The 7,161-nt window shown below is 69.8% G+C and carries 10 protein-coding genes; 7 read left to right on the top strand and 3 right to left on the bottom strand.

What is annotated here, in order from left to right; translation table 11 throughout:
* Positions 1 to 218 precede the first annotated feature (218 nt).
* Complete coding sequence (locus tag H7965_RS28060) at positions 219 to 1,061, bottom strand: DUF1206 domain-containing protein (protein ID WP_186773828.1); 843 nt, start codon at positions 1,059 to 1,061, stop codon at positions 219 to 221.
* 163 nt (positions 1,062 to 1,224) lie between these two features.
* On the opposite strand from H7965_RS28060, the gene H7965_RS28055 reads away from it, so the two are divergent.
* From H7965_RS28055 to H7965_RS28035, 5 genes are all read left to right on the top strand, one after another.
* On the top strand, positions 1,225 to 1,380 hold the full coding sequence (locus H7965_RS28055; RefSeq protein ID WP_186773830.1) for a hypothetical protein: 156 nt from the start codon (positions 1,225 to 1,227) through the stop codon (positions 1,378 to 1,380).
* A 216-nt stretch (positions 1,381 to 1,596) separates the two neighbouring features.
* Positions 1,597 to 2,160: a hypothetical protein gene (locus H7965_RS28050; protein ID WP_186773827.1), complete on the top strand. Its 564-nt coding sequence runs from the start codon at positions 1,597 to 1,599 to the stop codon at positions 2,158 to 2,160.
* Entirely contained in the window at positions 2,148 to 2,339 is a 192-nt protein-coding gene (locus H7965_RS28045; RefSeq protein ID WP_186773826.1) for an SH3 domain-containing protein, read from the top strand. The genes H7965_RS28050 and H7965_RS28045 overlap by 13 nt, the downstream gene beginning before the upstream one ends.
* 18 nt (positions 2,340 to 2,357) lie before the next feature.
* Complete coding sequence (locus H7965_RS28040) at positions 2,358 to 2,621, top strand: hypothetical protein (RefSeq protein ID WP_186773825.1); 264 nt, start codon at positions 2,358 to 2,360, stop codon at positions 2,619 to 2,621.
* A gap of 125 nt (positions 2,622 to 2,746) precedes the next feature.
* Entirely contained in the window at positions 2,747 to 3,073 is a 327-nt protein-coding gene (locus H7965_RS28035; protein ID WP_186773824.1) for a hypothetical protein, read from the top strand.
* A gap of 48 nt (positions 3,074 to 3,121) precedes the next feature.
* Here the strand turns inward: H7965_RS28035 and H7965_RS28030 are convergent, their stop codons facing one another.
* Complete coding sequence (locus H7965_RS28030; RefSeq protein ID WP_222440865.1) at positions 3,122 to 4,669, bottom strand: flavin-containing monooxygenase; 1,548 nt, start codon at positions 4,667 to 4,669, stop codon at positions 3,122 to 3,124.
* Positions 4,670 to 4,799: 130 nt separating this feature from the next.
* On the opposite strand from H7965_RS28030, the gene H7965_RS28025 reads away from it, so the two are divergent.
* Together H7965_RS28025 and H7965_RS28020 are read left to right on the top strand one after the other, a co-directional pair.
* Positions 4,800 to 5,291 (top strand): hypothetical protein, encoded by a 492-nt coding sequence (locus tag H7965_RS28025; protein WP_186773823.1) that lies wholly within the window; start codon positions 4,800 to 4,802, stop codon positions 5,289 to 5,291.
* Complete coding sequence (locus H7965_RS28020) at positions 5,288 to 6,628, top strand: GAF domain-containing protein (RefSeq protein ID WP_186773822.1); 1,341 nt, start codon at positions 5,288 to 5,290, stop codon at positions 6,626 to 6,628. Before H7965_RS28025 ends, H7965_RS28020 begins: the two co-directional genes overlap by 4 nt.
* A 50-nt stretch (positions 6,629 to 6,678) precedes the next feature.
* Here H7965_RS28020 and H7965_RS28015 read toward each other — a convergent pair.
* On the bottom strand, positions 6,679 to 7,161 hold a 483-nt coding region (locus H7965_RS28015), incomplete at its 5' end, for a transposase (protein ID WP_186773821.1).

Below are 7,161 nucleotides of genomic sequence, written 5' to 3'. Positions count from 1 at the left end.
GCAAAGGTCGATTCCCACTCCGCTGCCGCTTCGATCATGCGCCACCTCACCGGGCCGCACCTCAATCGGAACGTCCATCAGCTTACCAGCCGGGATCTCAGGCCAACAGAAATCTGCCGAAGTAGTGCTAGCTTCTGCCCACGATGCCCTCACCACCAATCACGCACGCAGAGAAGGTGTGTGAAAATGTAGTCCCGCCTGATATCGGGTGGGAACGATCATACGAGCCCAGCCCTGGTCACCTTTCCAATCTCGGCTCCCTCAGGTGCGGCAATGTGCCGGTATCGTGCCTCGACAAACTCGAATGCACCAAAGGCGGCAAGACCAAGGGCAACAAGCCCGAAGAGTGCCCGGCCGAACGGCTGTTCCTGGAGGGCCAGCAGAGCGCCTCCCAGGCCGCGGGCCTCACTCGGATCCGATTGGTAGGCGGCGGCGACCAGGAAGGCGCCGATAATCAGGAATACCAGGGCTCGGGCGGCGTACCCGGCACGGCCGAGCGGGACGACCCAACGCGCCGTGTCACCGCCGCACCCCAAATGCTGCTTGAATGAAGCGGTCCAGGCCTTGTAGGCCATGCCCAGGCCCGCGCCTGCTATTGCCAGCCCGACGGCACCGACTAACCACCGCCCGAAGGAGTGAGCAAGTAGCCATGCAGTCCAGTCTTGGGCCGATTGCTCTTCATTGCCGCTGCCGTAGCCCCAGCCGGCGAGCAGGCTTACGGCGAACACGCCGAGGCTGAAGTAGATGGCGGCGGAGACTGCCTGCCCGAAGCGTATGACGATCGCCTTCGGCGCGGTGCCGAGCCCATCGGCATCGAGAACCGATTGCAGTGCGCGCCAGATCGAGAACCCAAAGAGGCCAAGTGCAACTGCCGCCAGGAGGAGATTCCCCAGAGGCTGGGACAGGAGCGTCAGGAGTGCGCCTTTTGAGCCCGTCGTACCACCGCCGCGTCCGAGGGCGGCGAGTAGGGCCAAGAGGCCGATAATGAGGCTGACCGTGCCGCGGGCTGCATAGCCAAGGCGGGCCAGCAGTTCCAAACAGCTCCGGTTGGCTGCTGTCATCGATCTCGGTCCACGCACTATATGACTATCCCGTAACGGCGAGGCGGTGGGCTCGGTTCCGTAACACTGATGATGGCTTGACACGTCTGTACAAGCTTGACCGGTGACCTCAGCAGCATCAACGCCGAGAGATGGAGGACCGCGTACCCGTGCTGATCCAGCGATGGTGAAGGCGCTGGCCAGGGCGCATCGATGGAAGCGGCTGCTGGATGAAGGCCGGTACGCATCGCTCAGCGAAATGGCAAAGGCCGAGAAGATCGACCGCGGCTATCTCGGTAAGATGCTCAGGCTGACGCTGCTGGCGCCCGACATTGTCTAGGCGATCCTGGACGGGCGGCAGCCATCTCACATAGGGCTACCGGCGCTGCTCCAGTCGGTGCCCAGCATGTCGGACGAGCAGCGTTCGACAATCACGGAGTCGGCGGTCGTGCCTCCGTGATCGCCACTCTGTGGTTCGGCCCGCACTGGACATGGTGTTGTTCTTGCCCCCGGCTGCATCTGGATTAGAAGGCCCACCGATCAACAGGAAACCATGATGCGCAAGCTGATTGCGCCGCTCCTTGCGATGGTCGCGACAGGGCTGGCGGCCTGCGACGACCCACCGAAGGACAAGCCTGGCCCGGAGGCTGGCCTCGCCGTCGCGCGCGAGGCAGCAGTGGCGCAGGTGCGAGCCCGGCTGCGTATGGTGGGTGAGATGCAGATGCGCGCTGTGCAGGCTTGGCATCAGCAGGTGCCGACCACCGTCGCGGTTTGCGGGCAGGTCAATCCGACCGGTAAGGCCAACGACCCCTTCATCCCTTGGGTGGCGGTGGTGACATTGAAGGAGGAAAGGGCTGAGCGAACGGACCTCGTAATTGGTATGTCCAATTCAGAGGCAAGCCGCGTCATTGTCGAGATGCTCGACCGCTGCTTCGAGGGTGGCGGCCCGCCTACAGGTCGCCCGCAGGCGCGCGCCTTGCCGCCGCTACCGCTCGACTCTGCACTTACCCCGAAACCCGCGGCACCTTCGATCACTACGCCGGCTCCGGGCGTAACCAGCCCACCGATGCCAGCGCCGCCGGCGCCGTCCCCCCTGCCGCGGCTGCCATGCGAACGGTGATCACCACGGCAGTCCATCCCGTCAACATCCGCAGCCAGCCGGGTGGCGGCGGGGCGGTGGTGCGCATCGTCCCGCGTGCCTCCACTCTGCGCGTCTTCAGTGAAGCGCCGGGCGGATGGCTGCAGGTGGGCGAAGAGCAGCCATTCGGCTGGGTGCACGGGTCGATGCTGGATCCGTAGGAAGGCGGCTGAGTGGCCTTGCGCGCACCCGCTTGCACCTGGCGGGCGACCCGGGCCGAACCGCCGGATCTGACCGAGGCGGAGACCTTGACGGCCTTGGAGCGGCTAGGCTCGCTGTGGGACGAGCTGTACCCGGCCGAGCAGGCGCGCATCGTCGGGCTGCTGGTGCAGTGCGTGCAGATCAGCCTGACAGGCGCAGACATCCAGCTACGGGTCGAAGGGCTGACCAGCCTGGCGCATGACCTCGCCGGCATTGGTGCTGACGCCAGGAGGGTGGCATGACGCCGTCGTCCAGCATCACGATCTGCGTCCCGTTAGCAATCCGTAGTTGCGGTGGGCGGAAGCTGGTGGTGACGCCTGACGGCAGCCCAGCGACGCTACCGATCCGTACCCGCGCCGAGCCGGCGATGGTGAAGGCGCTGGCCAGGGCGCATCGGTGGAAGCGGCTGCTGGAAGAGGGCCGCTACGCCTCGCTCAGCGAAATGGCCAGGGCCGAGAAGATCGACCGAGGCTATCTTGGCAAGATGCTCAGGCTGACGCTGCTGGCGTCGGACATCGTCGAAGACATTCTGAACGGGCGCCTCTCGCCGGATCTGGGGGCGACGGCGCTGCGCGATTTCCTGTCAGCTGTCTGGGCGGAGCAGCGCGCATCGGTCACAGAGACAGCGGCAGCGCTTCCTCACGAGGCACTTCACGGCTCAAGTGGCGGGGAGCCGCCCGCTCGCGCTCCATGACCGAGTTGGGCGGGCAGCGGACCAAGGCCCGCCGTCCGCGAGGCCGGTTCACGCCGCATTCGCGCGCAGACCGGCTCTGACGGCCTCCCACCGCGCCGCCTCCTCATCGGTCATGGAGGGCGAGACGAGGCAGCCGAAGAGGGCGGCGTCCGTCATCATCCGCGCCGCGGCGTCGGCGCACCGGTCCGGCCCTACCAGCCGGAAGGAGGCGGGCGAGAGTGGGCCGAAGAGCAGCGCGCGGCGTAGATCCGGCCAGCGGTCGGGGTCCGGCTCCACGCCCGCGTTCCGCGCGAAGAGCAGCGCCATGGCGTGCATCGGCACCGCCTGCGGCCCGCCCCGCCGCACACGGCAGGCGGCGAGGCCGGCCTGCATGGCCGCAACGTCCGGCGCCGCGACCGCGCCAGACCAGGCATAGGCCAGCCAGCGCGCCTGCAACTCCAGCACAGGGAAGAACGGGCCCACCTGGTCGAAGAGTCCGAGGAAGGCGAGGCCCGCGAGCTCCGGATGGAAGGTGTGATCGTGCAGGTCGATGTGCTGGTCGTCCAGCCCGAGCGCCTGCGCAACCTCCGGTGCCAGGAAGGACAGCGAGAGACGGTAGCCGGTGCCGAGAATGATGGCATCCGCCGCTTCCGAGCTGCCATCGGCGAAGGTCACCTCCCGCCCCGCGACGCCCGCGATCCAGGGACGGACGCGGATGCGCCCCTCCGCGACAAGGCCGAGATAGTGCTGCGACTGCGTCAGTCCCGCGGCGAAGATGTCCGCATCCGGCGCCGGCGCGCCGACCTGCTCCGGACTGCCGGTGCTCGACACCACCAGGTTCCGCAATCCCTGCGCCACCGCCGCAGGCGGCATGACGGCCCCGGCCAGCGCCGAAAAGCGGGTGAAGGCGACGTGGTCGGTCGGCACGCCGGCGGTCAGCTTCTGCAGCACGTAGCGTTGGCGGCGCAGCGTGACGGTCACGCGCCGCGCCCCGGCGAGCGCCAGCTCCGAGGCGATCTCGAGCGCGCTGATCGAGCAGCCGGCGACGACGACCGAGCGGTCGCGGTAGCCAGCCGGGCCGGCATAGCCGAAGCTGTGCAGCACGCCGGCCTCGCCGGCGAAGCTGCCGAGCCCGGCGACATCCGGCAGCAGCGGCGCGTTGTAGCGGCCCGTCGCGACGACGGCGCGCGCGAAGACCTCGACACGCTCCTGCCCGCCGCCCCGCGACCGCAGGAGCCAGCCCTGGCCCCCCGGCGCGCGCGCGAGATGCTCGACGCGGGTCCCGAGCCGGAGGCGCGGCAGCAGCCCGGCCTGGGCGGCGTAGCGGTGCAGGTAGCCCAGCACCTCCTCCTGCGCCGGGAAGACGGGCGTGCCCGGCGCATGGTCGAGGTCGGCGAAGGCCGTCAGAACGCGGCTCGTGTTCGTGCGCATGCCCGGCCACACGCCGCTCATCGGCGAGGCCGCATTCCACTGGCCGCCGAGGCTGTCGGCGGCCTCGAACAGTACGGGCTCGAAGCCCTGGCGCGCCAGCCAGGCGCCGGCGGCGAGGCCCGCGGGGCCGGCGCCGATCACCGCGACCTCGCGCGGCGACATGACGATGGGATCTCGGTTGCTCATCCTCAGCCCTCTTCCAACCGCAGTGCTGTTCCGGATCCCTAGCCCCGCCTGCCGCGCGGCCGCTTCCTAAATCTTCCCTAAGGGCGCCCCAAGCTTCCTAAGACTTTCCTATCCGACTAATTTCCGGCCCATGCGACCCGCCCAGGGCGGCCCGACCGACGCGGAGCTGGCTGCCTTCCTCGAATCTCCGGTTATGATCATCCTCGGCACCGGCGCGGAGGGCGTGCCGGAGATCGGGCGCGGCCTCGGGGCCTCCGTTGAGGAGGGCGGCGAGGCGCTGCACGTGATGGTCTCCGCCTGGCAATGGCCGGGGACGGTAGCGAATGCGCGCGCGGACGGGCGGATTGCCGCGACCTTCGCCCGGCCCTCCGACTACGTGACCTACCAGGTGAAGGGGCGCGTGGACCTCGTCGCGCCGCCGACGCGGGCGCTCCACGCCTGCGCGATGCGCTACGCCGCGCGGATCGCGGAGGCGCTGGCGGAGCTCGGCCAGCCGCCGGAGCGCACGGCGCCGTGGCGGTCCGACCGCGACCTGGTCGCGCTCCGCATCCGGCCGGAGCAGGTCTTCGTGCAGACGCCCGGCTCCCGCGCCGGCAGCCTCCTGACGGAGCGCCGCAGGTGACGCTCCCCCTCGCCGCGCTCGACGCCTGCTTCGAGGGCGTGGTACCGTCCATCGTCTGCACCCTCGCCGCGGACGGCACGCCGAACGTCTCCTACCTCTCCCATGTCGCGCGGCTGGGCGAGGCGCAGGTCGCGCTCTCCAACCAGTTCTTCTCCAAGACCTCGGCGAACCTGCGCGCGAACCCCCGCGCCGCGCTGCTGGTGGTGGACCCGACGGACAGCGCCCAGTACCGGCTCGACATCCTCTACCGCGGCAGCCTCGAGGACGGCCCGGCCTTCGGGCGCATGGCCGCGGACCTGCGCGCGAAGAGCGCGCAGCTCGGCATGGCCGACGTGATGCGGCTGCGCGCCGTGGACGTCTTCGACGTACTGGCCTTGCGGCAGGTGCGCGGCGGCCAGGCCGCCACAGCGCCGGAGCGTCCCGCCGGGCAGGGCCTGGTGCGGGCGCTGGCCGTCACCGAGGCGCTGACGCGCGCGACGGAGCTGGCCGGCGTGGTGGATGCCGTGCTGGACGCGCTGGCGGCGACCTTCGGGCATGAGGCGGCGCTCGTGCTGCTGCACGACCCCGGGCGTGGCTGCCTCGTCGCGCTCGGCAGCCGCGGCTACGGGGCGAGCGGGATCGGTGCCGAGGTGCCGCTCGGCGAGGGGTTGATCGGCCTCGCCGCCCAGGACCGCCGCCTTTTGCGCGTGGGCGATGCGAGTCGGCTGCGCCGCTACGGCGCCGCCATCGAGGCCAGCGCCGAGCACGAGGCGCGCACGCGCTCCGTCGCCCTGCCGCGCCTGCCGGAGGCGATGAGCCAGATCGCCGTGCCGATGGAGGTGCAGGGACGCCTGCTGGGCGTGCTCTTCCTCGAAAGCACCCGGCGCATGGCCTTCGATGCCGAGGATGGGCTCGTGCTCTCCCTCGTGGCGCGGCAACTCGGCATGGCGATCGCGCTGGCCGAGGCCGAAGCCGGGGAGGCCGCGGCCGCTGGCCCGCAGGGTTCGACGCCCCCGGCCACGGACCGCCCTGTCCAGGTGGTGCACCACGCGCAGGACGACAGCGTGTTCATCGAGCACGAGTATCTGGTGAAGGGCGTCGCCGGCCGGCTGCTGATGTGGATGCTCGGCGCCTATCAGGCGGCCGGCCGGCTGGACTTCACGAACCGCGAGATCCGCGCCGACGGCGCACTGCGCCTGCCGGAGTTGAAGGATAACCTGGAGACACGGCTGCTCCTGCTGCAGCGCCGGCTGGAGGAGAAGCGAGCACCCGTCCGCCTCCTGCGCCCGGCGCGCGGCCGCATCCGCCTGGAGGTGCAGGGGCGCCTTGTCGTCACGTCCGACCGCAGGCGGACCTGACGAGAGCGGTCGGCCGGCACCGGAGCCAATCTTAGAGCCCGTTTGCGAAGTCATGGGGCGGGCAGTCGCCTGCGATTGGGATGAGCGAGGCGGTGAAGCATTAGGCGGGTCGCGGCCAGTGTGACCATCGTCTCGGAGACCTCGGGTAGCGTCTCGTAGTCCTTGGACAGCCGCCGCCACCGGCAGAACCAGCCGAGCGACCTTTCGACCACCCAGCGCCGGGGCTGCACGACGAAGCCGACGCTGCCCGCGACGCGACGGACGATGATCAGCACGATCCCTGCCAGAAAGCAGGCGAGCAGGGCGGCAAGCCGGTTGTAGATGCTGTCGGCGAACACGACCCGGAGCCAGTTGTAGAGCGGCTTCAGGCGCTTCAGCAGGTCGCCAAGGCCATCCGCATCCTGAATGTCGGCCGCATGCACGAGAATGCCGAGCAGCAGCCCGTCCGTGTCCACCGCGACGTGCCGCTTGCGCCCCTTCAGCCGCTTCGCGGCATCCCAGCCGCGTGGACCGCCGCTCTCCGTCGTCTTCAC

The sequence above is a fragment of the Siccirubricoccus deserti genome (assembly GCF_014283215.1).
Taxonomy (GTDB): domain Bacteria; phylum Pseudomonadota; class Alphaproteobacteria; order Acetobacterales; family Acetobacteraceae; genus Siccirubricoccus; species Siccirubricoccus deserti.
The sequence above is the reverse complement of the archived record's forward strand: the minus strand, read 5'-3'. Positions and strand labels throughout refer to the sequence as shown.

Coding starts and splice junctions, on each gene's coding strand:
- H7965_RS28050 (WP_186773827.1), top strand. CDS start 1,597: ATGCGCAAGCTGATTGCGCCGCTCCTTGCGATGGTCGCGACAGGGCTG.
- H7965_RS28030 (WP_222440865.1), bottom strand. CDS start 4,669: ATGAGCAACCGAGATCCCATCGTCATGTCGCCGCGCGAGGTCGCGGTG.
- H7965_RS28045 (WP_186773826.1), top strand. CDS start 2,148: ATGCGAACGGTGATCACCACGGCAGTCCATCCCGTCAACATCCGCAGC.
- H7965_RS28025 (WP_186773823.1), top strand. CDS start 4,800: ATGCGACCCGCCCAGGGCGGCCCGACCGACGCGGAGCTGGCTGCCTTC.
- H7965_RS28060 (WP_186773828.1), bottom strand. CDS start 1,061: ATGACAGCAGCCAACCGGAGCTGTTTGGAACTGCTGGCCCGCCTTGGC.
- H7965_RS28035 (WP_186773824.1), top strand. CDS start 2,747: ATGGTGAAGGCGCTGGCCAGGGCGCATCGGTGGAAGCGGCTGCTGGAA.
- H7965_RS28055 (WP_186773830.1), top strand. CDS start 1,225: ATGGTGAAGGCGCTGGCCAGGGCGCATCGATGGAAGCGGCTGCTGGAT.